Origin of the sequence: Kitasatospora sp. NPDC048540 (assembly GCF_040651175.1) — a bacterium.
In the GTDB taxonomy this organism is placed as follows: domain Bacteria; phylum Actinomycetota; class Actinomycetes; order Streptomycetales; family Streptomycetaceae; genus Kitasatospora.
In genome coordinates this window covers 84,070-105,896 of sequence record NZ_JBEZIR010000001.1, presented here as the reverse complement: position 1 = coordinate 105,896, position 21,827 = coordinate 84,070, and the positions used below count along the sequence as shown (strand labels likewise).

The window sequence follows — 21,827 nt, the reverse complement described above, 5'->3', positions numbered from 1 at the left end:
TCACGCCGCGGGGTTGCCGTCGTCGGTGAGGCCGACCGCCCTGCGGAGCTGCTCCACGACGGTGAGGGCGGCGTCCTGCATCTCGGGCGGAAGCCCGGCGGCCCGCATCGCGATCCGCTCGACCCGGGAGTCGCGCAGTGCCTCGATCTTGCGCAGGTCGGCCTCGACCGCCTGGGCGGTGGCGGAGTCGCTGAAGTAGTCCAGCGGTACGCCGAAGAATCTGGCGATCTTCACCGCGTTCTCCAGGCTCGGCTTCTGGGTGCCCTTGCGGAGGTTGCCGATGTAGGTGCCGCTCAGGCCGGTCCCCTCGGCTATCTCCGAGTCACGCCAGGAGCGGCCCAGATCCTTGGGGTAGATCACCGCGATCAGCCGCCGGAGGCGGGCCGCGAAATCCGGTGGTTCCGGCGTTCGAGTGGGTGGAGAATCCGTGGACATGGGGCGGATCATAGAACGTCCTGACGGTTCGCCAGAATCCGGCTCCGGTGTCGGACTGCACGATCGTTGGGGACAATTCGGGATGAACCTGTGAATCTCCCGGCGCGACGGCCCTGATTCCCGGCTCGGCAATCAACGATAGTTGACACCCCTTCACGCCACGGGCAGGATCAACACCGAGGGCCCAGGCATCTCCTGTGCCCAGGCCTGCCCCGGGCGCAGCTCGACCCCGCGCCCCGGGCGCCGCTGCCCCACGGGGGTGGGCAACGGCGCCCGACCCCACGACCCGCGCGGCAGGCGGCCGGTCCGCGGCCGGCCGGCGGGCAGGCCCGAAGATGGGGGCACCACACGACCGCGGAGGTGCCCCGTGGAGGCCCGGCCGACCATCGGACAGCGGGTGAAGGCGCACCGGGAGGCGGCCGGCCTCACCCGGGAACAGCTCGCCGAACAGGTCGGCCGCAGCGCCAAGTGGCTGCGGTCGGTCGAACTCGGCAACCGCCGGCTCGACCGCTACACCATGATCCAGGCCCTCGCCGAAGCGCTCCACGCCGACCTCGCCGACCTGCTCGGCCGGCCCCGGCCGGGCGGCGACCCCCACCTCCTGGCCGCGTACCGGACTCTCCCGGCCCTGCGGCACGCCCTGTACGGGCCCCAATTCGGGCCCCACGCCGGGCCCCACGCCGAGCCCCTTGCCCCGGCCTCCGCGGCCCCGCCGTCGGTGGACGAGCTGCGCCGGCGGGTGGACGAGACCGACCGGCTGCGGCGCGACGCGCGCTACGGCGAACTCGGGGACCGGCTGCCCGCGCTGCTCACCGAACTCGGCGGCGCCGCGGCCCTGCTGGACGGCGTCGAGCGGGACGTCGCGTACCGGCTGCTCACCGAGGCACGGCACAACGCGGCCGTGCTGGCCAAGAAACTCGGCCACACCGATCTGGCCGCCCTCGCAGCCGGGCAGGCCCGCGAGGCGGCGGCCGCCGCCGGGGACCCGCTGCTCGTCCTCGCCGCCCAGTGGCTGCAGGCCGAGGTCTGCCTGGCGGCGGGCTTCGGGCCGCAGGCCCGGGCCCTGATCGCCGACGCCCTGGACCGGACGGACGGGCTGCTCGGCGAGGCCGCCTCGGGCGCCGACGCCCGGGCCGGGTCCCGAATGTGGGCCGGGTCCGGCGCCTGGAGCATCTGGGGCACCCTGCACCTGGTGGCCGCCGTACTGGAGGCCCAGCGCGGACGCCAGCCGGAGTCGGCCGGGCACCTCGCCGACGCCCGCGCAGCACTGGAGCGCATCGGCGGACCGGACACCGAACACACCGGCCACCAGACCGAGTTCTCGGCCGGGAACCACGCGATCCACCTGGTCCACGCCGCCCTCGAACTCGGCGAGGACCTGGAGGCACTGGACCGGATCGCCGGGGTCGACCTGAGCCGGCTTCCCAGGGAACGCCGGGCCCGCCACGGCATCGACCGGGCCCGCGCCCGCGCCAGGGCGGGGGACGACGAAGGGGCGATGCGCGAACTGCTCGCCGCGGACCGGATCTCACCGCAGACCGTCCGCTGCCACCCACTGGCACGGGAGACCGTGGCCGCGGCGGCACCCCGCGGCCGCACCGGCGGCCCGGTAGCGGAAGCCGCCCGCCGCCTGGGCCTGGACCTCTGAACACGCCGCTGCGACCGCACACGGCGCAGCCGGCCGTCTCGCCTCCTGCAAACGCGGCAGCGGGTTCTGGGTACCGCGTCGGCCGTGCGGCCTGGACCGGACGTCCGAGGAGATCGGCGAGGCCCGCGGTGCGAGGAAGTGGTCCGCACACAGGGGCACCGAGCATGACGCGGGACCGATGGCCACCCACCACGACGGTGTCCCGTTCGTCGACGGCCACGACTACCCCGAGGGCGCCGGAAGTGATGAGCGAACGCTCGCGCCCGTAGGCTCTGCACCGGGTGTGCCGAAGGGAGAGCCCTGGTGTATCAGATGCGTGAGGCAACGGCTGCTGACGCCGGCCCGATCGCCGAGATGGTCCGGGCTCGGTCCGCGTGGCTGTCCGCGCGAGGACTGGGCCAGTGCGCCGACATGGCCGATGAGTACGGCTCCCAGGCCGGGAACCCCGCCTTCCCGGTCTGGGTGCTGGAGCACGAGACCGGCGGCGTCGTCGGCTGCACCTCGCACTACGGCAACGAAGCCCTACCCGAGTGGGCGTTCACCGACGAGGAACGGGCCGAACCGTCCCTCTTCCTTGCGACCACCTTCACCGTGCCGAACGCCCACCGGCTCGGCCGCCTGATCGCCTGGTGGTCCCTGAACCGGGCTGCCGGCCAGGGGCTGACGTGGGTACGGCGTGGGACCGGTCAGGAACGACTCTCGCGGTACTACCAGGAGGCCCAGGGTTGGGAGCCGCTGCGAGTCGCGGACCGCCGCGGGGCGAAGGTGTACTTCCTCCAGCGGGAAGCCCGGCCCATGCCGGAGCTGGCCGACCTGATGACCGGGTACAGGCTGTAGCGACAAGCCAGGAGTGCCCGCAGCTGACAGTCCGATGCGGGCACTCCGCGCTTTCAGCGACAGGTGAGCGCGGAGTCGGCCAGGAGCGCAAACACAACCTCGTGATCCCCCGTGGCCGGGGATTGGGTTTCCAGGCGGGCGGCGACAGCCGCCAGGCCCTCGGGGGCCAGCAAGCCGGCCTCGATAAGCGGCGAGCCCGCCACCAGGATCTGACGGATGCGTGGCACTCCGTGCTGGCGCATGGCGATGGTGATGACCTGCTGGAAGTTCTCCGCGAGCGGCGGGCGGGCGACCTGCGGCGGCATGCCGGTGCGGCTGATGATCTTCCGGAGGAGGTGCTTGCGCCGCCGGTCACCGATCGGGGTCTGCCCCGGCGGGGATCCGGCAAGGTCTGGTTCGACGTGGAGCATGCCGAGAAGGGCCTGGCAGAAAAGGCCCTCTGACCTGAGGATGCAGATCAGGGGGCCTTACTTCAGTCAGGCGGCGGACGAGCAGGCCTGTACGCCGGGCACAGTCTCTTGACCAGCAGCGACCTGCGAAAACGTCCTCCGACGGGCTCAGATCGCCACGCAATCGCCACACCTCGGGAGACCGCCACTTCACTCGGCCTCGTCGTCCGCCTCCACGGTAGCGGGAACGTCCACGGCAGCGGTCTCTTCGAAGAACACGGCTTCGAGTGCCTTGCGGTCCCGCGCCGCGGCTCCCTTCACCTGGTGGTGGTAGGTGTCCTTCAGCTCCTCCGTCGAGGCGTGCCCCATGTAGAGCTGCACCGTGGACTCCGGAACACCCTGATCGAGGGCATGGGAGGCGAAGGTGTGCCGAAGGTCGTGGAAGCGGAAGTCGAGCGGGAGGCCAGCTTCCTTCAGGGCCTTCTTGAACGTCTTGTAGAAGGCGTCCCGGCGGAAGAGGTTCCCCCGAGAGGACCGGAAGAGCACGCCGTGACCTGCCGGGGTTCGAAGCACGGACTGTGTGTCGAGGTGCAGCATCAGCGCTTTGTGGGCGAAGGCCGGAAGGGGCACCTCTCGCATGTGCGAGGTTTCCGTCTTGTTGTACTCAACCAGCTCGGCCTTGGACGCCACCTTGATGACCTGACGGCACACCAGGACGGTGCCAGCCTCAAAGTCGATGGCGTCCTCGCAGAGGCCCAGGGCCTCGCCGGACCGCAGACCGCAGCCGACGCCAACCATGATCAGCGCTCGGGAGTGTGCAGGCATAGCCTTGTACAGGGCCCATACCTGCTCGCGGGTGGCCGGGACTATGCGCTTCTTCTGGATCTTCGGGAGATCGATGTCAACGCACGGCGAGTGAGGCAGGACACGCTTGCGGACCGCACTGTTCACGCAGGCCCGGAAGGTCTTGTAGATCAGGTGCACCGTCCGCGGTGCGAGCCCCTTGCCCTTAAGCTCGTTGACCCACACCTGTACGTGGGTCGGCTCGATTCGGTGCAGCAGCATGCCGCCGAAGACCGGCTGGATGTGCTTGCGAAGGTTGATCTCGTAGGACTGCTGAGTTCCCGGGCGCCGCTCCTTCGACTTGATCCATTCCTCCGACCAGGCCTGGAACGTCGTGCGGAGGTTCTTCGGCCGGACAGCGACGCCCGCAGACTTGGCTTCAAGCACGCGCCGCTCGTACGCCTGAGCCTCACCCTTCTTTTCGAAGGTCATGTCCGCCGGGTCACCATTCGCGTCACGGACACGGGCAGTCCATCCGTGAGAGCAGCCCTTACGCTCACACTCGCACTTCGCGCGACACATGCACTTTGCCGGGTCCTTATGGCGGCACTTTTCAGCGCACAAACACGGGCACTTGCAACGCTTACTGACTGACAATTGAAATTCCCCTCTCCTGCGAGCCCCTCGCAAGGTTCCCGCAGCCGTAGCCCTACGCGGCCTGACGGTCTATCCAGCGCTCCAGGTCAGCAGGTCGGCACCGGAGCTGATTTCCGATCTTCTTGAACGGAATCTCCCGCCTTCGCCAATTTCCGTAAACCCACGACTCAGGCTTCTGGAGGTATTCGGCAACGTCCGCAACGTCCATCATTTTTCCGCTCAACCAATTCCTCCAGGGATGGTGCACATCAGTACCAGCTCCGCTTCTGCCAGAAGGCCCAGGCCGCGCACGGGGTGCCGTAGCGGCGGTTGATGTAGATCAGGCCGGCCTCGATCTGCCGGGCCGGGTCGGACGTCTTCGCCATGCCGGTGCTGGCCCAGGTCGAGTCCAGGAACTGCGCGATGCCGTAAGCGGTGGAGCTAGGGTTCTTCGCCCGCGGGTTCCAGCCGCTCTCGCGGCTCCAGAGGGCGTCCAGGCACTTCCACTGAGCGTCACCCCAGCCCTTCGCCTGGGCGGCCGCCTGGCCGAGCTGACGGGGCGTCCCGGAGGGCGTCAGGGGTGCTCTCGTTCCGGTCCGCGAGGTTCGCTCTGTCCGGGCGGGCTGCGGGGCCGATCGTGTCGTCTGAGCAGGCTCCAGGGTGGCGGTGGACGGCGCCGGCGACGGACTGGCCGACGTGGCGCTTGGCGACGGCATCGGCGAGGGGCTCTCGGTCGTGGCGGCGGTCGGCGTCGGGGACGTCTCGCTCACTGTCGGCCGCAGTTCGGGCATCTCGGGGGCGTCGGCCGCCTCGTCGATGATGGCCGCGCCCAGCAGGGCCAGCGACAGGGCCGCCGCGCCGAAGGACACCACCGCGGGACACGCTCTCACTTGCACATCACCTCGTCGTACTGCTCGATCCGATACAGCTCGGTGCCGCGCTTCCACGCCATTGCTTCCAGCTCCGCGAGCATCCGCCAGGCGGCGTCCGATACGCCGAGGCCGGTTCGAAACACCCGCTTGGGCCGCCAGCCCTTGAGCAGGTACAGAGACAGGAAGGGAATCACCTGGGAGGACTTGAACTGCGGGTACTGCCGGGCCTGGTGGCGCCCGTAGACGATCAGAATGTCGTCCGGGTCTGCCATTTCGATCGCGCTCACAGGCCGACCACCGTCCGCTCGCGGCGGCTCTGCCGCGTCAGGTGGAACAGGCCGTACTGGCACTCGAAGAAGCGGTTCTCGCGCTCCAAGCCGCGCCTGGAGCCGTGCTTGTCGGCACGCCTGTTGCGCTTGGCCTGCGCGCGGCCGAGGGCGCGGCCGGCGAGTCGGGTGTCCGAGAATCCTCGGCCGGCTCCGCACTCGCAGACCCGGAAACTCACGGTCTTGAAGGTCACTTCGGCCTCCTCCTACTTCCGCTTCTTGGGGGGTTCGGCGATCCACTTGTCGCATGGGCAAGTCGGCACGTGGCACTGGCCCTTGCTGTTGCCGACAGCGCTGTGGGTGAAGGGCGCGTGGCCGCACTCGGGGTGCTGGCAGTAGCCCTTCCAGCCCTTGCGGCCGTCGATGTTGGCGATGAACGGGCCGGGCCCGTAGAGCTTCACCAGCCGGCCGGTGCCGCCAATCGAGAGCTTGGTCGCAAACGCCTTGACCTCGGCCTCGTTGCCGAACGGGGCGAAGTTCAGGCCCCGCGTGCCATCCGTCCAGGTGTGCACCAGCGCGAACCAGTCGCGCATCGCCAGCATGTCGGCGACTTCCTTGATCAGGGCCTTCGCCATCTGGTCTGCGTTCTCGAAGGTCGGATCTTCGAGGATGTCCTTGACGACCTCGATCTCCTCCTTGCGAGGGGTGAGCCTCAAGCGAGGACCCAGACCGTGGCCATCCCGCCCCGACCCGAGGGGCGCCTGTCTCCGCGGGCGACGACCAGGCCCTTGTTCATCAGGCCGTTCCGCACGGCGTTCACGCTGGACAGCAGGGCCTTGTTGGCGGCGGCGAGCTCGAAGTCGGTCGCGCCGTCCGTGACTCGGGTGAGGTGCTCGATCACCCGGTCGGTCAGGGTCACGTCGGTGGTCTGCCTGCTCATCGGTGGTGTCTCCTCTGCTCGGGTGGCTGCCTCGTCAGCGCGGGGGGCCTGGTCCCGCGGACCCCCTCGCGGGGGTTTCGGCTCAGTTCCACATTCACACCACGGTCGGCAGGAACGCGGCTCGAAAGCCGTACCGCCGGGCCGTGGCGTAGGTGTCGACGTCGTAGGTGGTGCCGAGTGGCTTCTTGGGGTCGATCCAACGGTCGGAGACCTTGATTCGCATGGTCTTCCAGGGGTCCAGCCCCACCACGACAGTCCCGTTCGGGAGCTCGTCGAGGGAGGAGCAGGTGGTGTACGTGGTCTCGGCTTCCGCCGATCCGACCGTCTCGGCGCTGGTCTTCAACTTACACACCTGCCTGAGTGGTGTGCAACTTGGTATTTGCGAGGAGGGCGACTCGCAGGAGCTTGTCGCGGAGGTCGTCCAGGCTCCCGTCATTGACCACCTCGGCGTCGAAGGGCCAGTCGTCGAGGGCGATCTCGCTCTGGTGCACGGCGCCGTCCCGGGTCTTGAGCGGGCCGACCCCGGGCCTTCTGATCCGGATCACGACGCCGCCGGCCGCCTTCACGCGCCGGGCCTCGTTGGGGAACCGGACGTCGGAGATCACCAGGGCCTCCGCCTCGGGGCGGAAGGCGCGGAACAGGGCGTCGACCCAGATGTCCTCGCCGAGTACCGCCCGGCCGGCCTCGGTGCCGGTCCGCTGGAGCAGGGACCGGATCTCCGGGAAGAGCTCCTTCGCTCGGTCCCATCCGTGGGCGTGCACCAGGTTGGACAGGCGGTAGGGCGGGGTGTCGTAGTGCGCCGGCACCAGCGGGTTGAGGTTGAGGAGGAAGGTCCGGAGCCGGTCGGCGAAGGCGTCTCGACGCCAGCCGCCGTCCACGAGCACCTGAGCGGCGCTGTCCTTCCCGCTGCGGGAGTACCCGCTCAGCCCGATCAACAGGGTGGTCACGTCTCGTACTCCTTCGCTCGGTACTTCTCGATGTGCTGGGCGATCCGCTCGCCGGCGTCGGGGAACTCCGCCCGGACGTCGGCGGCAATCTCGCGAACGACCGCCTCGATCAGGCTTTCGAGAACCTCGGCAGCCTCGTCGTACTCCTGGCCCCACTTGTCGTAGAGCAGGTCGGCGAGCACTTCCCCAACCGTGGGGCGCCACTCCCCCTTGACCCACGGCATCAGCCGCTCACCGCCGCCCAGGTCTCGGGCGCACGGTCGAGGAGGTCGTTGGCCGCCTCGGTCGCGTACTCGATGCCGTACAGACCGGACTCGGCGTGGAAGCTGTTCCACTCCCGGCGGATGGGCGCCTCCGGCTTGCCGATCTCCTGGAGCAGGGCGAGCTTCTCGGCGAGCAGGGAGTACACCTCGCCGTCCGCCCACGCCTGGTACTGGCTGATCTCGGTCCGGATGAGGGCCTCCGGGTTCTCGATCCCGTGCTCCTCGATGTCGGCCGCGGTGAGGTACCAGAGGCTGACCGCACCTCTGGCCGGCCGGTGCTCGATCACGGTGGCGCCGTGGTAGATCCGGGCGTACCGCTCGAATGTGTCGACGCCGGCCTTGTAGTTCCAGGCGACGCGCTTCCAGGCAGCCTCCAGCGGGCCACCGTCGGGGTCGACCTCGATGTAGTTGCCGAGGTGGGTGTCGATGGTGAGCGCGTGGGCGAGGTTGGTGAACTCGGAGCGGGGGTTGCGCTGGTCGCTGTCCTGGATGATCCGGACGCGGTAGTCGCCTCGGCTCAGGGTCGCAAGGGAGGTCACTGCTGTCTCCTCGGATTGGTGGCAGGCTCATCAGGAGCGGGTCGCCAGGCCCGCCCGACCCCCGAAGGGGTTTCGCCGTTGGGTCAGTTGAGGACGGCCACGCGGTCGTAGCTCGTCAGGTCCGCGGTCGTGCCGTCACCGAACACGAGGGTGAAGGCGTTGCCGTGCGGGCTCGGGACGACGTCGGCCAGCGGCTTGAAGGCGAAGCCAAACAGGTGCGGCGGGAGGTTGTCCTCCCAGTACGCGAGCGCTGCCGGCTTGCCGATCAGCTCCGCGCGGTGGTTGAAAACGTCGATCGGCGTGAGACGCGCACCGAGCTTCGCCGGCTCTTCCTGGACGACATAGGGCAGCAGGCGCTTCGTGATCGCAGCCGCCTTCCGCTCGGCCGCCGCGACCTCGGCGAGGGCGGTCTCGGCACTGCGGAGCCACGTCGCCCGCTCAGCCTCCAGCGCCAGGCGCTCGCTGATCCGGCGCCACCCGGGGTGCTCGGCCTCGAACTGGGCGAGAACGTCGCCCTCGACGATGGCCCGCAGGGCCCGGAACGTCGGGGTGTCGTACTCCACCTTCCGGTCCTGGTCGCTCCGGTAGTCCCCTCGGTAGGACGACTCGGTGTGCCAGACGACCGGCTTGCCCTCGCGGTCGGTCCAACCCGGACGCTCCTCCCAGGTGATGTAGGAGTCGATGGTGTACTTCCGGCCTCGGATCGTCACGGGGCCGTGCTCGGCGTCGAGCCGCGAGCTCTTGGCCGTGCTCACCCGTATCCGGGGAAGGAAGACCTGCTCGTCGGCCGGCTTGTGCCAGCCTCCGTCCGACCGGTGCTTGGCGGCCAGAATGGTGACGTACAGCGTGGCGCCGGCAGCGGGGTACGCGAACTGGTAGGGCTCGGTCATGCCGATCTCTCCTCGGGTTGCGGCAGGCTCATCAGGAGCGGGATGCCAGCCCGCTCGACCCCCGGAGGGGTTTCGCCGCGGTGGGGATCAGAGGGTGCTGCGGAAGCCGTCCCAGCACTCGACGGCGGAGGCCAGCGCGTAGCAGTTCTGGTGACCGCCGACCGCGCCGTAGCGCTCCCAGCCGGCCTTCTTCTTGTCGGCCTGCCACTTCAAGCGGGCGCCGGCGTCGTTGAGCTGCGGGTCGAGGTAGGTGACGGTGCCGTTCCGGTCGACCCAGTAGCTGTAGCCCTTGCCCAGGTCGCGCTGGCCGGCGTCCCAGAAGCAGTTGCGGTCGTCCTCGTAGTCGCAGGCCCGGGTCGGGAGGCCGACGATGGGCGTCTTCACGACCAGCGGGTCTCGCTCGCTCGGGATGGCCGGCTGAGTCGGGGCTGCGACCGCGACGGTCGGCTGCGCGGCGGCCTTGGTGTCCTGCTTGTTGATGATGGCGCCGACGACGGCAAAGGCGAGGATGCCGATGATCCAGTTCTTGGCGGTGGCGCTCATGCGCTGGTCCCCTTCTTGTGGATGTGCTCCCGGCAGGGGGCACAGGTCAGGTCTTCGTCGAGGAGCTCCGGTGTCTGTCCGCACTCCTCGCAGGCCACTTGGAACAGGAGGTCCCTACCGTCGGAGGCCATGGCTTTCTCACTTTCACACTCGGTTGGGCTCGTCAGGACCGGAGATCCACTCCGGCCGACCCCCTTTCAGGGGTTTCGCCTTGGGGTTACGCGGCGGCTTCGAGGCCCTCGGACTCCACCTCGGTGCCGTGCTCGATGACACGGAAGGCAGTCACCTGGACGGCCGCCCCGTCCGCGACGTAGCCGTGCATCCATGCGCCTCGGTGGGCGGCGGCCAGGGTCGCGAGCGCCCGTCGGACGGCCTCGGTCTGGTTGATGCCTGGCTCCATCAGCGTCTTAAGGTCGGCGGACATCTCCGCGTCGAGTCGGACGGTGAGTTGTCGTGCGCTCATAGGTCCCTCCCGGGGCCGGTTGGACGTGCTTCACCCGTAGACCACGTCGCCGAAGGCGGCGACCTGGATGATCACGTCGGCTGCGTCGGCGTCGATGTGGCTGGCGTCAATACCGTCCAAGTCACCCCTGTCAACCCAGGATTGGAGGATGTAGCCGTGAATCCGCCGGTTCACGTACGGCTGGTCGACCTGGAGCAGGGCCTCGTACGCCTCGCGGATCTTCTGGGCTGTCAGGTAATGGACCTTGCCGTCTTCCTGCTCGCGGATGGTGGCCGCGGTGCCCTCCGGGGCGGACTCGAAGTCGGCCTTGGTCGGCTGCTCCGCCCAGTAGGTGATGCCTCCGTAGGCGGCAATCTCGATGATGTCCGCCACGTTCTCGTCGGTAAGCGTGCTGGTCACCGTGCTCATCGGGCATCCGCCTCGGAGGCCGGGGCGCCCTGGCCGTACTTGACGGCGCGCTGCTGCTTGCGGAGCCGGGTCTTGCCCTTCGCGGCCTGGCGGGAGGCGTGGGTGTTGCTGTTGCGCACGGTGATCGCTCGCTCTCGGTTTTGGTGGCAGGCTCATCAGGAGCGGGTCGCCAGGCCCGCCCGACCCCCGAAGGGGTTTCGCCCATTCTCACTTGCACACTCAGTTGTCAAGCTCTTCGAGGTCGTCGACCTCGACGGTCCCCACGCTGATCCAGTCGTGCTGGAACCCGTGAAGGGTGTCGACGGTGACCTCTATGGCCTTTGCCGCACGCTCGAACTCGATTTCCTTGCCGTCGAGACGCTCCAGCCCCTCGACCGTCACGGTGATGGTGAAGCTCGCGGTGTACTTGGCGGTCAGCGGGTCGAGCTTGAGCTTTTCCAGCAGTTCGTTGGCTACGTCGCGCTCGATCGACTCCTCGCGGACGAGGTCTGCCAGGTCTTCGCGGAGGTCAGCCTTGAATCGAGCCAGGGCTTCCCGGGCGGCGTTCGCCTCGTTGCGCTGGGTGGTCCACGAGCCGGAGAGCTTGTCGATCTCCGCCAGGCGCCGCTTCACCTCATTCTCGGCCCCCTGCGCAGCGGCCTCCGCGACCTCCCTGGCGGCCTCGGCGTCCAGGGCGCGAGCCTTCCAGTAGGCGGCCTTCTCCTCGACAGAGGCAGCGCGGCCCTTCCAGAACGTGGTCTCCTCGGGGTTCGGGGCCTTCACCAGCGACACCGCGGCAGTGGCGGTCACGATCTCGTTCTCCTGGAAGCCGGCGTCGAGCATGAGGTTCTCCTGGGTGTGCAGATGCGGGCTGGCATCGTCAGCACGGGAAGCCGTCCCGTGGACGCCCTGAGTGCAGGGCGTTTCGCCTTCGCAAGTTGCGTGGCCCCCTCCCCGCAGGGGGCCTACGCGGAGTGTGAGTTGGTACTGCGGAGGCGGCTACCTCCTGTGGATTCCGGGGAACCCGGTGCTGTCCTCGCGGTTGCGACGGGCGTCCAGATGGACCGAGAGAACGCTGATCATGGATGCCTCACGGCTTTCATTCCCGAGCGAGCTATGGCGGGCTCGCCCCGGACGGGCTCAGGTAACCCGTCCTCCCCTGTAGGTGGTTGTGGTGCTGTGGGCTGGCTCATTCAGCGCGGGGCAGCCCATCTCCCGCGGACCGCCTCCCGGCGGTTTCGCCAGGTCAGGCGTCAGACGAGGGCCATGAAAACGACGTCAGGCTCACCCGGCGTCCAGTTCGCGACCCGCTCGGTCTCGCGGAAGCCGAACCGCTCGTAAAGCTTCGGCAGGAAGCCGTCGAAGCAGTCGAGGCGCTCGGCGCCGGCAGTCAGGGCCTCGGTGATCAGGCACTCACCGCGCCCTTTCACCAGTGAGAAGAGGCCGATCAGCTCAAGGTCGGGACTGATCCCGAAGCCGGACTGAAGGTCGTCGGTCAGGAAGTACGTGCCGTTCTCGGGCATCTCGTCCGGCGCGCTGGTGGCGTCGGCGATGCGCTCGGAGTCTCGGCGGGCGGCGGCGAGCGCGGCCCGATAGGTCTCGGCGTCAGCCGCACGGACCTCGGTCTCGGTGGACTGGGTGAAGTACACCGGACCCTTGCAGTAGGTGCACCGCTGGGTGACGTCACCGGCGTGCGTCTCGCGCTGCCAGGTGCAGAAGTCGACGCAGTCGTTGCAGCGGAAGTCTTCATCGGACTTCTTGACGCCGCGGACCTCGACGGCCCGCCAGGCGTACCGGTCGCCAGCGTGCTGGTGCTCGCCGACCCGCCAGTCCTTCGGCGGGATGCCGAGCGATTCGAGCTCGGCGTACAGCTCGTCGCGGGTCGTGAACTGCTGGATGCTGTCGGGCTTCTGGGCCAGCCCGTAGACGGGCCTTCTGGTGATGCTGAGTTCGTGCATCGTCTCGACCTCCTTGATCCGGTTAGGGTGTGTGACTTGCAAGTGAGCTTCCCACTTACACATCGGGGGAGCTTAGACCCTCTCCGCAGGAGTTGAACCTCGGGCACCGGCAGATCGGTGACCGCCCGACCTAGCCGGGGCGGGAGGGTGCTGCGAGACTGCCCTGCACGGGCCATCCCCCGGCCCGTGCGGGCCGGTAGTTCTGGGTCTCGGGCGCTCTGTGGGTAGCGGAAGCGGGATTACTCCGACCTCCGGGCCCACCGCTCCATCACCCGATCGACCGGCCGGACTTCCTCTCTTCCGGCCGTTCGTTCCGTCTGGCCCGGTTTCCCGGCCGTTCGGTGAACGGTGAGCCCTGACCTTCGAGTTCGCACACGGTTACCCGACGCTGCACCCGCCGGACACCCGGACGGGCACTTCCCGCCACGCCTACCCCCACAGGGGGGCGGTTCGCGGCTTCACCAGGAGCCGTACGGGCGGTGTCCGGACAAAGGTCCGGTCCTTGCTCTTACGTTGGCTGTACCCCAAGGGTTCGCTGTCGTCCTACATGCTCTTGCCATCATCAGTGGGGTGTCCCACCTCCGGCCGTCACACTTCGGGGCCCAGCTGTGCCTTGCGTACTCACCCACACCTTGCGGCTGCGACATCCCTTGCGGGGGCCGGGCGAGCGCCTTACGAAGCTCTTGTGCGTCGGGCCCTTCGGCCTTTCGCTGCGGTGACACTATCACACCGCCTGGCCTTGCTTGCCGGTCGACTTGCCCCGGGCTCCCTCTCGTGAGGGGCGCTATGTGGCTTGCCGATTGGCGTTGGTCCAACCCTATCGGGGCTGACCATGATGTGCAAGTGGAACTTGCATTGCGGGATCACTCTGCCGTGAGCCGGTGGCCATGGGTGGTGTCGCGCTTGGCGCTCCCGTTGCCGATCCTGCGGTGTCCCGTGGCGACGACAGGCAGAACGTTAAGTCCCACTTGCACATGGCGTCAAACCGTGCAGGTCAGAGCAGGTCCAGCCGCCCCTCTCCGGCCCTCTCAGAGCCCAATTGGGCACGGGTGCCAAGCATGCCGGGAACGGGCACGCAGACAGGCGTACAGCGCCAAGCCAACGGGAACCGGACGCAACGCGCGGAGGGTAGCGGGCGCGCTCAGCCGGTCGGGCAGGGGGTGGGGGGTGACCCCCGGTAACGCGATTCGCTGACCGCCACGTCTTAGCCGCTGAGATCGCGCCACGGTTCCAAGGTCGATCAGGGGTGCCGGCAGGACGAACGGAAAAGCCGCCGGCCTGGACGTTTCACCAGGTCGACGGCGGTGTAGAGCCGAGCTCAGAACCCCTCGTCGGACTGTCGACTGTGGGCCTGGAGTGCGAGCTCTTGGAGGAGCTTTGTGACGGCTTGTTCTTGCTGGTCGGCGGGGACTCCGGTCTTCTCGACCAGCGTGCGCAGAAGCCTGTTCGTCAGGCTGAGCAGACTGAAACTGAGCCCCTGGTAACCCCAGCCATCGACGCCAGTCACGACTGCATCGACGGCGTTGCCTTGCGCCAGCAGGCCGCTCGCACCACGGTAGGCGGTCAGCGCCTCGATGGCGACGATGTCCATCGGCGTCCAGTTCTCGGCCATGCCGCCAAGCTAGCCCCGGGCCGCTGAGTGTGCACCCCGACGGCGCTCAGAGCTTGCCCTCGCGGGCCGCCTTCACGAGCTCAGGAGTGACCCTCTCGTCCGGGTGCTCGGCCAGGTAGCGCTCCAGCCGGCCGCGGGGGCTGTCCGGCTCCGCCGGCCCCTCGACGATGCGGTACGTGGTCATCTGCTGGACGAAGGTCTTCGTCTCCTCGATCGGGTCTCGCTCTGCCATGTGTGCCAGTGTAACTGGCCAGTGCCAGTCGGCAACGGACTTTTGGCCGGCGACAGCCGGCCGCAGGGCGCTTCGCTCGAAGGAGCACTTCGCCGCTGCCTCGATGCCGGCCGGAGGGCTGGCCAGTACGTCTGACGTCGCTGCTCAGCGCTTCGCCGCTGCCTCAGTGCGCCCTTCGGGGCGCCAGCCCTTCGCCGTCGAGCTCATGTGTAAGTGTGAGCCGCTTCACAGGAATGGTGCCCTGACAGACCAAGATCAACTTCCGACTATTAAGTGTAAGTACGTAAGTGACAAGGCTGAGAGACTGAGCCCCTGTCGGGGCTCACTGAGGATGACGTCAGTACGTCTGTAGCCTTCGGCCCCTGGCGGGGCCGCTCAGTCGATGACGCTAGTACGTCTGTACGTACTTCCCAATGACAGCCCCGAGTCGACAGCTTCGAGCAGCTCGCCCTGGCGGGCGAGGACGTCGTCGGGTGCTTCGTCCCGCGTCAAGGGGAGGTGAGGGATGGCCTGGTCCAACTCAGACAGGCGGGAACGCCTGCCGGCCAGCTGGCCCCAGATCCGGGCCCGAGTCCTTCGCCGCGACGGTCAACGCTGCACCCACCGCCACAACGACGTGCGGTGCGAGGAGATCGCTACGGACGTGGACCACATCGTGCCCGGTGACGACCATCGCGAGGCCAACCTCAGATCGCTCTGCGGGTGGCATCACCGGGCCAAGTCCTCCCGAGAGGGGGCGGTCGCCAAGGCCGCGGCGCGTAGGCGCCAGGACCGCAAGTTCCGCAGGACCGAGGGTCACCCCGGCCTGCTGTAGACGCGCAGTGCTCCGAGGGCTCCCCGCCTCGTCGAGCCGCGCCGGCACCCCCGGGTCCTCCTCTCCCCGGGCGCGGTGCCTGCCCCTCGGTACGGCTCATCCCGAGGGGCCCAAGGGCGGTAGCTCAGTTGGTAGAGCAGCGGTCTCCAACACCGCACGTCGCAGGTTCGAGTCCTGCCCGCCCTGCAAGTTCAACGAAGGAGGCGCCTGTGACCGTGTGGTCCTGGCTCTGGGTCGCCTGGCTGGCGGCCTTCGCCGCAATCGAGGGCAAGGCCCTCTTCAACAAGACCGAGGGCGACACCCTCAGCGAGCACGTCTGGAAGTGGTTCGGCACCGCCCGCGACGACCGGCCCCAGGGCCAGCCCAACGGCTGGCTTCGCCTGCGCCGCTTCACCCTGCTCGCGTTCCTGGCCTGGCTGTCGGTGCACTTCCTGACCGGCGGCACGTACTAAACCAGAAGCCCCCGGACCGACACTGCTGTCCGGGGGCGCTGGCTATCGGGTAGTTGCGCGCTACTTGCGGTCCTCGCGGTCCACGTCCTGCTCCTCGCAGTCCTCGCGGCCCACATCCTGGTCCTTGCGGCCCTTACGGTTGCGGTCCCTCCGGCCCTTGCGAGGCTTTCCGAAGAACGCCTTGATGGCGTCCACGACCTCGCGAAGCTGGCCGATGAATCCGACCAGAAGGAAAAGGACGAGACCCAGGTAGGCGAATACCTCGATCGTCTCGTTGTTCAGGTGGCTCCAGTTCACCATGGGTGAATCCCTTCAAGGGGTTAACCACATGGCGGTCGGAGAGACTACGAGCAGTCTCTCCGGACTGGTTTCTCGACAGCCTCAGCCCGACCACCAAATTCGTGATCTTGACTGAGTGGCTGCCGACGCAAGCAGTTACTCGGATTACAGGGGCACAATTTCGCTGCAAGTCCCTTCGAAGAAGTTGCCTCAAGACGCCCGCCTGCGTCCCAGTAGACAGCCTGCCCCGCGTCTACAGGCAGCTGCCTAATTCGAAAACGGCTCTCGCAGCGGCGGAATTCGTGAGTTAAGCAGCTCACACCGCCGAAGATGGAGCCCGCAACCTGATGCTACATCAGATCAACAGCGCGCAAGGGTGGGGGTGAGTGTCCATGCCCGGACCTGTGCCAAACCGCGAGGCCGACCTCGCTCGCCCCCGCGAGCGCAAGGGCGGCGATGTTCAGCCCGTGACCAAGGGCGTTATGCGTGAAGTCAAGATCCCAAATGCGGATCGCGACTGGCACCCCATTGCCCGCCGGCTATGGGACTCGCTCAAGACGTCCGGCCAGGCCGACTTCTACCAGAACAGCGACTGGGCTTTCGCCTACTCACTGTGCGAAGACCTGTCGGTTTACAAGAAGTCCGGCAAGCGGAGCGGCCAGATGCTCCAGACCATCTACTCGGCCTTCGAGCGACTCCTCGTCGCCGAGGGCGACCGGCGCCGCGTGCGCATCGAACTGCACGAGCCCGAGCCCGAGGAACAGTCCGCGGCCGTGCTCGCGATCGACGACTACAAGCGGGCGTTGGGGGTCGTCAAGGACTGAGGGGGTGATCGGTGACCAAGCAGGCCACGCTCACCCCCGAGGAGATCGACGCCCTGGAGCCGACCTACCTCGGCCCTACCTGGCTGCGGAATCCTGACGGTTCCTGGCTCCTCCCCCGCTATACGCTCGGCTGGCAGATCGCCGGCTGGGCGGCGGAGTACCTGCGCGCCGAGAATGGCGGGCCCTGGCGCTTCACGCCGGAACAGCTCCGCTTCGTCCTCCACTGGTACGCCGTGGACGAGAACGGTCGCTTCACCGCCCGCAAGGGTGTCCTCCAGCGCCTCAAGGGCTGGGGGAAGGACCCGCTCCTCGCGGTGCTCTGCCTGGTCGAGCTGGTCGGCCCGTCGCGGTTCTCCCACTGGGGCCCGGACGGCGAGCCGGTCGGCGTCGCCCACCCGCAAGCTTGGGTCCAGGTCGCCGCCGTCAGCCGCGACCAGACGCGCAACACGATGACGCTGTTCCCGTCGCTCATGTCGGACCGCTTTATCGAGACGTACGGCATCAAGGCCGGCGCCGAGCTGATCCGCGCGAACGGCGGCCGGCAACGCCTGGAGGCCGTGACCTCGTCCTTCCGCGCACTGGAAGGTGGACGGTCGACGTTCGTCGTGCTCAACGAGACCCATCACTGGGTCCGGGGCAACAACGGCGACAAGATGTACGAGACGATCGACGGCAACGCGACCAAGAAGGACTCGCGGTACCTGGCGATCACCAACGCCTACCTGCCCGGCGAGGACTCTGTCGCCGAGCGGATGCGCGAGGCGTTCGAGAAGATCCGAGAAGGCCGCGCAGTCGACATCGGCTTCATGTACGACTCGCTGGAGGCCCACCCCAAGACGCCGCTCACGCCGGCGGCCCTGGAGATCGTCCTCCCGAAGATCCGCGGTGACGCGATCTGGCTGCGGGTCGAGACGATCATTCAGTCGGTGCTCGACACGACGCTCTCGGCGTCACGGTCGCGCCGCATGTGGCTGAACCAGATCGTGGCCGAGGAAGACGCGCTGTACGGGCCGGCCGAGTGGGACGTCCTCCGGGACGACGCCAAGACGCTCCAGCCCGGCGACGAGATCACCTTGGGCTTCGACGGCGGCAAGACGGACGACGCGACCGCCCTGGTCGCGCTTCGCGTGCGCGACATGTGCGCCTTCGTTCTCGGCGTCTGGGAGAAACCCGACGGTCCTGCCGGCGACGGCTGGTCCGTCCCTCGGGCCTCCGTCGACAGCGCGGTGCACGACGCCTTCGGCACCTTCCAGGTGCAGGGCTTCTTCGCCGACGTCGCCCTCTGGGAGAGCTACATCTCCGAGTGGGCCGACACCTACGGCGAGGGCCTGGCCGTGCGCTCGCCGCTCGGCAAGGACCAGATCGGCTGGGACATGCGGTCGTCGCTCAAGACGTCCACGCTGGCGCACGAGCGCCTCATGCGGTCGGTGTTCGACCGCAAGCTCGCCCACGACGGCGACCTGACCTTGCGTCGGCACGCGCTCAACGCGCGGCGGGCCACGAACAACTACGGCGTCAGCTTCCGTAAGGAGTCCAAGGACTCGCCCCGGAAGGTCGACGCCTACGCGGCGCTCATGTTGGCCCACGAGGCCCTCGTCGAGCTCCGCGCCCGCGGCAAGAAGGTCCGCAAGCGGACCGGTCGCGGCTACTTCCTCTGACCCGCGTGTGTAAGTGAGAAAGGACGGTGAGGCCATGGCCACCGAGCCCACGCCCCTGTCTCTGGCGAAGCAGCTCCTCGCCGTCCTACGCAAGGACCGTGACCGCTTGGAGCGGATCGACCGGTATCACCAGGGCCAGCACGACGACCCGTACATGCCGCCCAACGCGGACGACGAGTACCGACTGCTGGCCAAGCGCTCCGTCTCCAACTGGACGCCCTTGCTGGTCTCGACGCCGGCCCAGGCGATGTACGTGGACGGCTTCCGCCCCGGCTCCGCCGGCACCTCGTTGCCGGCCGCGCCGACCTCCACCTCGACCGAGTGGGAGCACTGGCAGCGCTCGCGGCTCGACAGCCGCCAGGCTGCCATCTACAACGGCGCCCTGACCTTTGGCCACAGCTTCACGCTGACCGAGAAGGTCCGGTCGGGCCAGATCCGCACGAAGGGCCTGTCAGCCCTGCGGACCGCGGCCCTCTTCGAGGACCCGGCGAACGACGACACGCCATACGCGGCCCTGACCGTCACCCGCTGGCCGTCCGGCGACATCGCCGGCAAGGCCCGCATGTGGGACTCGCGCCGTGAGTACGAGGTCACCTTCAAGAGCCGCGACTCGGATGACGGAGTCCGAGTCGGTGACGGCCGGCTGCACGGCGCGACCGAGAATCCGGTCACCCGCTTCGTCGCCGCCGTCGACCTCGAAGGCCGCACCGTCGGCGTGATCGAGCCGATGATCGCCCTCCAGGACCGGATCAACCAGACGGTCTTCGACCTGCTGGTGGCCCAGACCTACGCCTCGACGAAGGTCCGGACCGTGACGGGCATGGCGCCCCCGGTCAAGCGCAACCCCGAGACCGGCGAGCCCGAGCTCGACGACAACGGCAACGAGATCCCCTTGCCGATCAACCACAACGCCCGGCGCTTCCTCTTCGCCGAGGACCCAGACACCAAGTTCGGCAGCCTCGACGAGACCCCGCTCGGCGGCTTCATCGAGTCGATCGACATGAGCATCCGGCACCTCAGCGCGCTCGCGCAGGTGCCCCCGCACCACCTGCTGGGCCAGATCGCCAACCTCTCGGCGGAGGCCCTCCAGGCGGCGGAGACCTCGCTCGCGCGCATGGTCTCCCGCTTCAAGACGTCCTTTGGTGAGAGCTGGGAGCGCGTCTTCCGGCTGGCCGCAGAGCTGGCCGGCAACGCCGCTTCGGCGTCCGACTTCTCCGGCGAGGTCATCTGGCGCGACGTCGAGTCCCGCTCGCTGGCCCAGGCCGCGGACGCGCTCGGCAAGCTGCGCGAACAGCTCGGCATCCCGGCCCGCGGGCTGTGGAAGCGAGTGCCCGGCGTGACCCAGACCGAGTACGAGGACTGGGAGCAGATGGCTGAGGAGGACGACTCCGTTGGCCAGCTCGCGTCCGCGCTGACCCGCGCGACGCCGTCCGTGTCGGACGACCTGCCGGCGGCGGCATGACGACAGCAGCTCGCCAGGCCGAGGCCGACAAGGCGTCGGTCGCCTTCCAGGTGGCGCTGACCCAGATCGGGGCCGGCACCGTCCAAGAGGCCATGAAGCTGTGGGCCGAGGTCACGACCACTGGTCGGGGCCCGGTCGTCTCCGGCTGGCTCAAGAAGGCCATCACCCTCGTGATGACCCGTCGCCGTATGAGCCGCGACCTGGCGCGGGCCTACTACCGGCTCGCGCGAGCGCTCCAGACCGGTACGACCGTCGCCGACCCGTACCACCCGGAGCCGACCTACATCACGCTCGACGTGCTCCGCCGCGAGTTCGCCGCCCTGGTTGGAGAGCAGCCAGCGCCGCCCCAGGAGGGCGGCTCCACGGACTCCACGACCGACGGGCCGGACGACTCCCAGCAGGCCGCGAGCGAGGCTCCTGCGGACGATACGAGCCAGTCCTCGGACCACGGGGACGACTCGGAGGACGACGATCTCGACCGCATCCTCGTCGAGGAGCTCGCCGGTCTCCGCGAAGAGGAAGAGCGCATCGAGCGCGAGGCCGAGCAGGAGCTCGCGACGGTCCTGGAGGCCCTCGGGCCTGCCAACCTCGACAACAAGCTCAACGGCATCGACCCGGATCAGCCGGCCAGGGACGCGGACAGGCTCCGCCAGGAGGCCCACGATCAGGCCGGCGCCCGCCAGGCCGCAGCCGCCGAGCGCGTCGCCATGAACGGCGGCCGGTCGACAGTGTGGAACCACGCGAGCAAGGACCGCCGAGCGATCGGCTACGTCCGGCTGTCGCGCACCGGAACCCCGTGCGGGTGGTGCGCGATGCTCATCTCTCGCGGCGCGGTCTACCGCTCGGAGAAATCCGCAATCTACGCGGACGGCGACAAGTACCACGACAACTGCCACTGCTACGCGATGCCGATCTTCTCGCGCCAGCAGTTCGAGGGCTCGGCCCTGTTCGAGCTCAACCGCCTTTACTCGGAGGACTGGCCCCGCGTCACGCGCGGACTGTCCGGCAAGGCCGCCGTGTCCGCATGGCGCCGCTACATCCGAGACCAGCAAAAGGCCGCAGCCCAGGAGGCTCGGCGATCCACCACGAGCGTCCAGGAGGCGTGAACAGAGTGACCCAGCAGATCGAGACCCCCCAGACCCCCGCGGCCGGTACCAGCGGCGAGGAGAAGCCCGCAGAGGGCGCCACTCCCCCGGCCGGCGAGGAGACCCCCAACCCTTCGGAGACCCAGGCCCCGGCCGGCACCGCCGAGGACGAGCTGCCCGAGTGGGCGCGCAAGGAGCTGACGAAGGTTCGCGGCGAGGCCGCGAGCTACCGCACCCGCCTGCGCGACGCCGAGACCAAGCTGTCCGACGCGAAGTCGTCCGAGGAGTTCGAGGCCGCCCTCGCCAAGGTGAAGGCGCAGAACGCCGCGCTGGAGCGGTCGATCCTGCTGGCCAACGTGGCGCGCAAGTACGAGCTGCCCGACGCCCTGGCGGCCCGCCTCACCGGCAACACCGCCGACGAGCTGGAGGCCGACGCCAAGACGCTCCAGGCCCTCGTCACTCCGCCAGCCCCGCAGTCCCTTTCTGGCGGGCTGGACCCGTCCGACGGCGACGACGGCGAGATGGACCCGCGCAAGCTCGCGCGCCGCTCGCGGCGTTACTGACGCCCAACTCCCAACCCACCCAAGCCCCCGAGCCATCCGGCCGGGGGTTT

General features: G+C 68.6%; 32 protein-coding genes, 1 tRNA gene and 5 other RNA genes. 10 read left to right on the top strand and 28 right to left on the bottom strand.

Going from position 1 to position 21,827, the window contains the following annotated elements; genetic code table 11:
- Nucleotides 1-435, bottom strand: a complete 435-nt coding sequence (locus AB0D08_RS00660; protein ID WP_063794410.1) for a helix-turn-helix domain-containing protein — start codon at nucleotides 433-435, stop codon at nucleotides 1-3.
- Between the two features lie 367 nt (nucleotides 436-802).
- On the opposite strand from AB0D08_RS00660, the gene AB0D08_RS00655 reads away from it, so the two are divergent.
- Together AB0D08_RS00655 and AB0D08_RS00650 are read left to right on the top strand one after the other, a co-directional pair.
- Complete coding sequence (locus AB0D08_RS00655; RefSeq protein ID WP_359885835.1) at nucleotides 803-2,083, top strand: helix-turn-helix transcriptional regulator; 1,281 nt, start codon at nucleotides 803-805, stop codon at nucleotides 2,081-2,083.
- Nucleotides 2,084-2,395: 312 nt separating this feature from the next.
- Nucleotides 2,396-2,920, top strand: coding sequence for a hypothetical protein (locus tag AB0D08_RS00650; RefSeq protein ID WP_051812990.1), 525 nt, complete (start codon nucleotides 2,396-2,398; stop codon nucleotides 2,918-2,920).
- 53 nt (nucleotides 2,921-2,973) lie between these two features.
- On the opposite strand, the gene AB0D08_RS00645 is transcribed toward AB0D08_RS00650, so the two are convergent.
- The 26 genes from AB0D08_RS00645 to AB0D08_RS00520 all read right to left on the bottom strand — a co-directional run bounded on the left by AB0D08_RS00645 (nucleotide 2,974) and on the right by AB0D08_RS00520 (nucleotide 14,640).
- On the bottom strand, nucleotides 2,974-3,330 hold the full coding sequence (locus AB0D08_RS00645) for a hypothetical protein (protein WP_033821817.1): 357 nt from the start codon (nucleotides 3,328-3,330) through the stop codon (nucleotides 2,974-2,976).
- Nucleotides 3,331-3,519: 189 nt separating this feature from the next.
- Entirely contained in the window at nucleotides 3,520-4,584 is a 1,065-nt protein-coding gene (locus AB0D08_RS00640) for a site-specific integrase (RefSeq protein WP_359885834.1), read from the bottom strand.
- Between the two features lie 217 nt (nucleotides 4,585-4,801).
- Nucleotides 4,802-4,957, bottom strand: a complete 156-nt coding sequence (locus AB0D08_RS00635) for a helix-turn-helix domain-containing protein (protein ID WP_359885920.1) — start codon at nucleotides 4,955-4,957, stop codon at nucleotides 4,802-4,804.
- A 40-nt stretch (nucleotides 4,958-4,997) separates the two neighbouring features.
- Nucleotides 4,998-5,618: a transglycosylase SLT domain-containing protein gene (locus AB0D08_RS00630; RefSeq protein ID WP_359885833.1), complete on the bottom strand. Its 621-nt coding sequence runs from the start codon at nucleotides 5,616-5,618 to the stop codon at nucleotides 4,998-5,000.
- Nucleotides 5,615-5,887: a hypothetical protein gene (locus AB0D08_RS00625; RefSeq protein ID WP_359885832.1), complete on the bottom strand. Its 273-nt coding sequence runs from the start codon at nucleotides 5,885-5,887 to the stop codon at nucleotides 5,615-5,617. Before AB0D08_RS00625 ends, AB0D08_RS00630 begins: the two co-directional genes overlap by 4 nt.
- Nucleotides 5,884-6,120, bottom strand: a complete 237-nt coding sequence (locus AB0D08_RS00620; RefSeq protein ID WP_359885831.1) for a hypothetical protein — start codon at nucleotides 6,118-6,120, stop codon at nucleotides 5,884-5,886. Before AB0D08_RS00620 ends, AB0D08_RS00625 begins: the two co-directional genes overlap by 4 nt.
- Nucleotides 6,121-6,132: 12 nt before the next feature.
- Nucleotides 6,133-6,582 (bottom strand): hypothetical protein, encoded by a 450-nt coding sequence (locus AB0D08_RS00615; protein ID WP_359885830.1) that lies wholly within the window; start codon nucleotides 6,580-6,582, stop codon nucleotides 6,133-6,135.
- Nucleotides 6,579-6,806, bottom strand: coding sequence for a hypothetical protein (locus AB0D08_RS00610; protein ID WP_359885829.1), 228 nt, complete (start codon nucleotides 6,804-6,806; stop codon nucleotides 6,579-6,581). Before AB0D08_RS00610 ends, AB0D08_RS00615 begins: the two co-directional genes overlap by 4 nt.
- A 20-nt stretch (nucleotides 6,807-6,826) precedes the next feature.
- An RNA gene (locus tag AB0D08_RS00605) (hammerhead ribozyme type II) lies at nucleotides 6,827-6,889 on the bottom strand.
- Between the two features lie 11 nt (nucleotides 6,890-6,900).
- Nucleotides 6,901-7,149, bottom strand: coding sequence for a hypothetical protein (locus tag AB0D08_RS00600; RefSeq protein WP_359885828.1), 249 nt, complete (start codon nucleotides 7,147-7,149; stop codon nucleotides 6,901-6,903).
- A gap of 1 nt (nucleotide 7,150) precedes the next feature.
- Nucleotides 7,151-7,753, bottom strand: coding sequence for a hypothetical protein (locus tag AB0D08_RS00595; protein ID WP_359885827.1), 603 nt, complete (start codon nucleotides 7,751-7,753; stop codon nucleotides 7,151-7,153).
- On the bottom strand, nucleotides 7,750-7,935 hold the full coding sequence (locus AB0D08_RS00590) for a hypothetical protein (protein WP_359885826.1): 186 nt from the start codon (nucleotides 7,933-7,935) through the stop codon (nucleotides 7,750-7,752). Before AB0D08_RS00590 ends, AB0D08_RS00595 begins: the two co-directional genes overlap by 4 nt.
- A gap of 41 nt (nucleotides 7,936-7,976) precedes the next feature.
- Nucleotides 7,977-8,555, bottom strand: coding sequence for a hypothetical protein (locus AB0D08_RS00585; RefSeq protein WP_359885825.1), 579 nt, complete (start codon nucleotides 8,553-8,555; stop codon nucleotides 7,977-7,979).
- 16 nt (nucleotides 8,556-8,571) lie between these two features.
- Nucleotides 8,572-8,633: hammerhead ribozyme type II (locus AB0D08_RS00580), an RNA gene on the bottom strand.
- Nucleotides 8,634-8,638: 5 nt separating this feature from the next.
- Nucleotides 8,639-9,445, bottom strand: coding sequence for a hypothetical protein (locus AB0D08_RS00575; protein WP_359885824.1), 807 nt, complete (start codon nucleotides 9,443-9,445; stop codon nucleotides 8,639-8,641).
- Between the two features lie 87 nt (nucleotides 9,446-9,532).
- Nucleotides 9,533-9,988, bottom strand: a complete 456-nt coding sequence (locus AB0D08_RS00570) for a hypothetical protein (RefSeq protein WP_359885823.1) — start codon at nucleotides 9,986-9,988, stop codon at nucleotides 9,533-9,535.
- 148 nt (nucleotides 9,989-10,136) lie between these two features.
- Nucleotides 10,137-10,200: hammerhead ribozyme type II (locus AB0D08_RS00565), an RNA gene on the bottom strand.
- A 5-nt stretch (nucleotides 10,201-10,205) separates the two neighbouring features.
- Nucleotides 10,206-10,451 carry a hypothetical protein gene (locus AB0D08_RS00560; protein WP_359885822.1) on the bottom strand — a complete coding sequence of 82 codons (246 nt, stop codon included), beginning with the start codon at nucleotides 10,449-10,451 and terminating at the stop codon, nucleotides 10,206-10,208.
- Between the two features lie 30 nt (nucleotides 10,452-10,481).
- Nucleotides 10,482-10,859 carry a hypothetical protein gene (locus tag AB0D08_RS00555; protein WP_359885821.1) on the bottom strand — a complete coding sequence of 126 codons (378 nt, stop codon included), beginning with the start codon at nucleotides 10,857-10,859 and terminating at the stop codon, nucleotides 10,482-10,484.
- Complete coding sequence (locus AB0D08_RS00550; protein ID WP_359885820.1) at nucleotides 10,856-10,978, bottom strand: hypothetical protein; 123 nt, start codon at nucleotides 10,976-10,978, stop codon at nucleotides 10,856-10,858. Before AB0D08_RS00550 ends, AB0D08_RS00555 begins: the two co-directional genes overlap by 4 nt.
- A 19-nt stretch (nucleotides 10,979-10,997) precedes the next feature.
- An RNA gene (locus AB0D08_RS00545) (hammerhead ribozyme type II) lies at nucleotides 10,998-11,062 on the bottom strand.
- Between the two features lie 16 nt (nucleotides 11,063-11,078).
- Entirely contained in the window at nucleotides 11,079-11,681 is a 603-nt protein-coding gene (locus AB0D08_RS00540; RefSeq protein ID WP_359885819.1) for a hypothetical protein, read from the bottom strand.
- Between the two features lie 22 nt (nucleotides 11,682-11,703).
- An RNA gene (locus AB0D08_RS00535) (hammerhead ribozyme type II) lies at nucleotides 11,704-11,769 on the bottom strand.
- A gap of 322 nt (nucleotides 11,770-12,091) precedes the next feature.
- On the bottom strand, nucleotides 12,092-12,796 hold the full coding sequence (locus AB0D08_RS00530; protein WP_359885818.1) for a hypothetical protein: 705 nt from the start codon (nucleotides 12,794-12,796) through the stop codon (nucleotides 12,092-12,094).
- Nucleotides 12,797-14,114: 1,318 nt separating this feature from the next.
- Entirely contained in the window at nucleotides 14,115-14,408 is a 294-nt protein-coding gene (locus AB0D08_RS00525; RefSeq protein ID WP_359885817.1) for a hypothetical protein, read from the bottom strand.
- A 46-nt stretch (nucleotides 14,409-14,454) separates the two neighbouring features.
- Complete coding sequence (locus tag AB0D08_RS00520) at nucleotides 14,455-14,640, bottom strand: hypothetical protein (protein ID WP_359885816.1); 186 nt, start codon at nucleotides 14,638-14,640, stop codon at nucleotides 14,455-14,457.
- Between the two features lie 643 nt (nucleotides 14,641-15,283).
- Here AB0D08_RS00520 and AB0D08_RS00515 point away from each other — a divergent pair.
- From AB0D08_RS00515 to AB0D08_RS00505, 3 genes are all read left to right on the top strand, one after another.
- Complete coding sequence (locus AB0D08_RS00515) at nucleotides 15,284-15,454, top strand: hypothetical protein (RefSeq protein ID WP_359885815.1); 171 nt, start codon at nucleotides 15,284-15,286, stop codon at nucleotides 15,452-15,454.
- Nucleotides 15,455-15,567: 113 nt separating this feature from the next.
- Nucleotides 15,568-15,640: transfer RNA gene (locus AB0D08_RS00510), tRNA-Trp, on the top strand.
- Between the two features lie 23 nt (nucleotides 15,641-15,663).
- The gene (locus AB0D08_RS00505; protein WP_359885814.1) at nucleotides 15,664-15,906 is read left to right on the top strand and encodes a hypothetical protein; all 243 of its coding nucleotides are present in this window, start codon (nucleotides 15,664-15,666) and stop codon (nucleotides 15,904-15,906) included.
- A 60-nt stretch (nucleotides 15,907-15,966) separates the two neighbouring features.
- Here AB0D08_RS00505 and AB0D08_RS00500 read toward each other — a convergent pair whose 3' ends face one another.
- Entirely contained in the window at nucleotides 15,967-16,206 is a 240-nt protein-coding gene (locus tag AB0D08_RS00500; protein ID WP_359885813.1) for a hypothetical protein, read from the bottom strand.
- 383 nt (nucleotides 16,207-16,589) lie between these two features.
- Between AB0D08_RS00500 and AB0D08_RS00495 the strand changes: the two genes are divergently transcribed.
- The 5 genes from AB0D08_RS00495 to AB0D08_RS00475 are packed head-to-tail and all read left to right on the top strand — an operon-like array spanning nucleotide 16,590 to nucleotide 21,777.
- Entirely contained in the window at nucleotides 16,590-17,009 is a 420-nt protein-coding gene (locus tag AB0D08_RS00495; RefSeq protein WP_359885812.1) for a hypothetical protein, read from the top strand.
- A gap of 11 nt (nucleotides 17,010-17,020) precedes the next feature.
- Nucleotides 17,021-18,667, top strand: a complete 1,647-nt coding sequence (locus tag AB0D08_RS00490; RefSeq protein ID WP_359885811.1) for a terminase — start codon at nucleotides 17,021-17,023, stop codon at nucleotides 18,665-18,667.
- A 34-nt stretch (nucleotides 18,668-18,701) separates the two neighbouring features.
- Nucleotides 18,702-20,129 (top strand): phage portal protein, encoded by a 1,428-nt coding sequence (locus AB0D08_RS00485; RefSeq protein ID WP_359885810.1) that lies wholly within the window; start codon nucleotides 18,702-18,704, stop codon nucleotides 20,127-20,129.
- Nucleotides 20,126-21,235 (top strand): hypothetical protein, encoded by a 1,110-nt coding sequence (locus AB0D08_RS00480; RefSeq protein WP_359885809.1) that lies wholly within the window; start codon nucleotides 20,126-20,128, stop codon nucleotides 21,233-21,235. The genes AB0D08_RS00485 and AB0D08_RS00480 overlap by 4 nt, the downstream gene beginning before the upstream one ends.
- The gene (locus AB0D08_RS00475) at nucleotides 21,232-21,777 is read left to right on the top strand and encodes a hypothetical protein (RefSeq protein WP_359885808.1); all 546 of its coding nucleotides are present in this window, start codon (nucleotides 21,232-21,234) and stop codon (nucleotides 21,775-21,777) included. The genes AB0D08_RS00480 and AB0D08_RS00475 overlap by 4 nt, the downstream gene beginning before the upstream one ends.
- The last annotated feature ends 50 nt before the right edge of the window (nucleotides 21,778-21,827 follow it).

Coding starts and splice junctions, on each gene's coding strand:
- AB0D08_RS00485 (WP_359885810.1), top strand. CDS start 18,702: ATGGCCACCGAGCCCACGCCCCTGTCTCTGGCGAAGCAGCTCCTCGCC.
- AB0D08_RS00530 (WP_359885818.1), bottom strand. CDS start 12,796: ATGCACGAACTCAGCATCACCAGAAGGCCCGTCTACGGGCTGGCCCAG.
- AB0D08_RS00480 (WP_359885809.1), top strand. CDS start 20,126: ATGACGACAGCAGCTCGCCAGGCCGAGGCCGACAAGGCGTCGGTCGCC.
- AB0D08_RS00610 (WP_359885829.1), bottom strand. CDS start 6,806: ATGAGCAGGCAGACCACCGACGTGACCCTGACCGACCGGGTGATCGAG.
- AB0D08_RS00645 (WP_033821817.1), bottom strand. CDS start 3,330: ATGCTCCACGTCGAACCAGACCTTGCCGGATCCCCGCCGGGGCAGACC.
- AB0D08_RS00640 (WP_359885834.1), bottom strand. CDS start 4,584: ATGACCTTCGAAAAGAAGGGTGAGGCTCAGGCGTACGAGCGGCGCGTG.
- AB0D08_RS00650 (WP_051812990.1), top strand. CDS start 2,396: ATGCGTGAGGCAACGGCTGCTGACGCCGGCCCGATCGCCGAGATGGTC.
- AB0D08_RS00575 (WP_359885824.1), bottom strand. CDS start 9,445: ATGACCGAGCCCTACCAGTTCGCGTACCCCGCTGCCGGCGCCACGCTG.
- AB0D08_RS00520 (WP_359885816.1), bottom strand. CDS start 14,640: ATGGCAGAGCGAGACCCGATCGAGGAGACGAAGACCTTCGTCCAGCAG.
- AB0D08_RS00560 (WP_359885822.1), bottom strand. CDS start 10,451: ATGAGCGCACGACAACTCACCGTCCGACTCGACGCGGAGATGTCCGCC.
- AB0D08_RS00525 (WP_359885817.1), bottom strand. CDS start 14,408: ATGGCCGAGAACTGGACGCCGATGGACATCGTCGCCATCGAGGCGCTG.
- AB0D08_RS00660 (WP_063794410.1), bottom strand. CDS start 435: ATGTCCACGGATTCTCCACCCACTCGAACGCCGGAACCACCGGATTTC.
- AB0D08_RS00500 (WP_359885813.1), bottom strand. CDS start 16,206: ATGGTGAACTGGAGCCACCTGAACAACGAGACGATCGAGGTATTCGCC.
- AB0D08_RS00635 (WP_359885920.1), bottom strand. CDS start 4,957: ATGGACGTTGCGGACGTTGCCGAATACCTCCAGAAGCCTGAGTCGTGG.
- AB0D08_RS00570 (WP_359885823.1), bottom strand. CDS start 9,988: ATGAGCGCCACCGCCAAGAACTGGATCATCGGCATCCTCGCCTTTGCC.
- AB0D08_RS00540 (WP_359885819.1), bottom strand. CDS start 11,681: ATGCTCGACGCCGGCTTCCAGGAGAACGAGATCGTGACCGCCACTGCC.
- AB0D08_RS00555 (WP_359885821.1), bottom strand. CDS start 10,859: ATGAGCACGGTGACCAGCACGCTTACCGACGAGAACGTGGCGGACATC.